The 767-nt window shown below is 69.2% G+C and carries 1 protein-coding gene; it reads right to left on the reverse strand.

The window, feature by feature from the left end:
• Positions 1–740, reverse strand: a 740-nt coding sequence (locus E1292_RS50570) for an AMP-binding protein (RefSeq protein WP_281284171.1), incomplete at its 3' end; no start/stop codon positions are given.
• Positions 741–767 lie beyond the last annotated feature (27 nt).

Raw genomic sequence — 767 nt, forward strand, 5'->3', positions numbered from 1 at the left:
CACAACTCCCCCGCCACCCAGTCCGGACAGTCCCGGCCCCGGCCGTCCACCACCCGATACCGCTGATTACGCAACGGGAACCCGTACGGGACCGACGTCCAATGCGCCGCCACCCGATCGACCACCAACGCGTTCGACCAGATCGCCGCCTCCGTCGCACCCCCCAACGCCACCAACCGGCACCGCCCCCCACTCTGCGCCGCAAGCCGCGCCTGCAGATCCAGCCCCACCCAGTCACCCGACACCAGCGCCAGACGAAGGCGGGAGGGCGCCTGCTCGACCGTCGTCAGCAGCATGTCGAGAAGGGTCGGCACCGTGTTCCACAGGGTCACGCCATGGGTCTCGCACAGGCGGGCCCACGCCTGCGCGTCCCGCCGCTCGCCCTCCTCGGGCAACACGAGCGCGCCGCCGACCGACAGCAGGCCGAAGATGTCGTACACCGACAGGTCGAAGTCCAGCGCCGACACCGCCAGCACCCGATCCCCCGCACCCACACCGAACCGCTCATTCACCTCCACGACCGTGTTCAACGCCGCCCGATGCGAGACCTCCACACCCTTCGGCTCACCCGTCGACCCCGACGTGAAAATCACATACGCCGACACATCCGGCGACACCACCACCGGACCAGAAAGCCGCTCCCCCCGCGACACCCCAGTCAACACATGACACACACCCGCCCGCGCCAAAATCCGCTCCCGACGCGCCACCGGCTGATCCACCCCCACCGGCACATACACCCCACCAGCAGCCAACACCCCCAACAC

It is taken from the genome of Nonomuraea deserti (genome assembly GCF_004348685.1).
In the GTDB taxonomy this organism is placed as follows: Bacteria; Actinomycetota; Actinomycetes; order Streptosporangiales; family Streptosporangiaceae; genus Nonomuraea; species Nonomuraea deserti.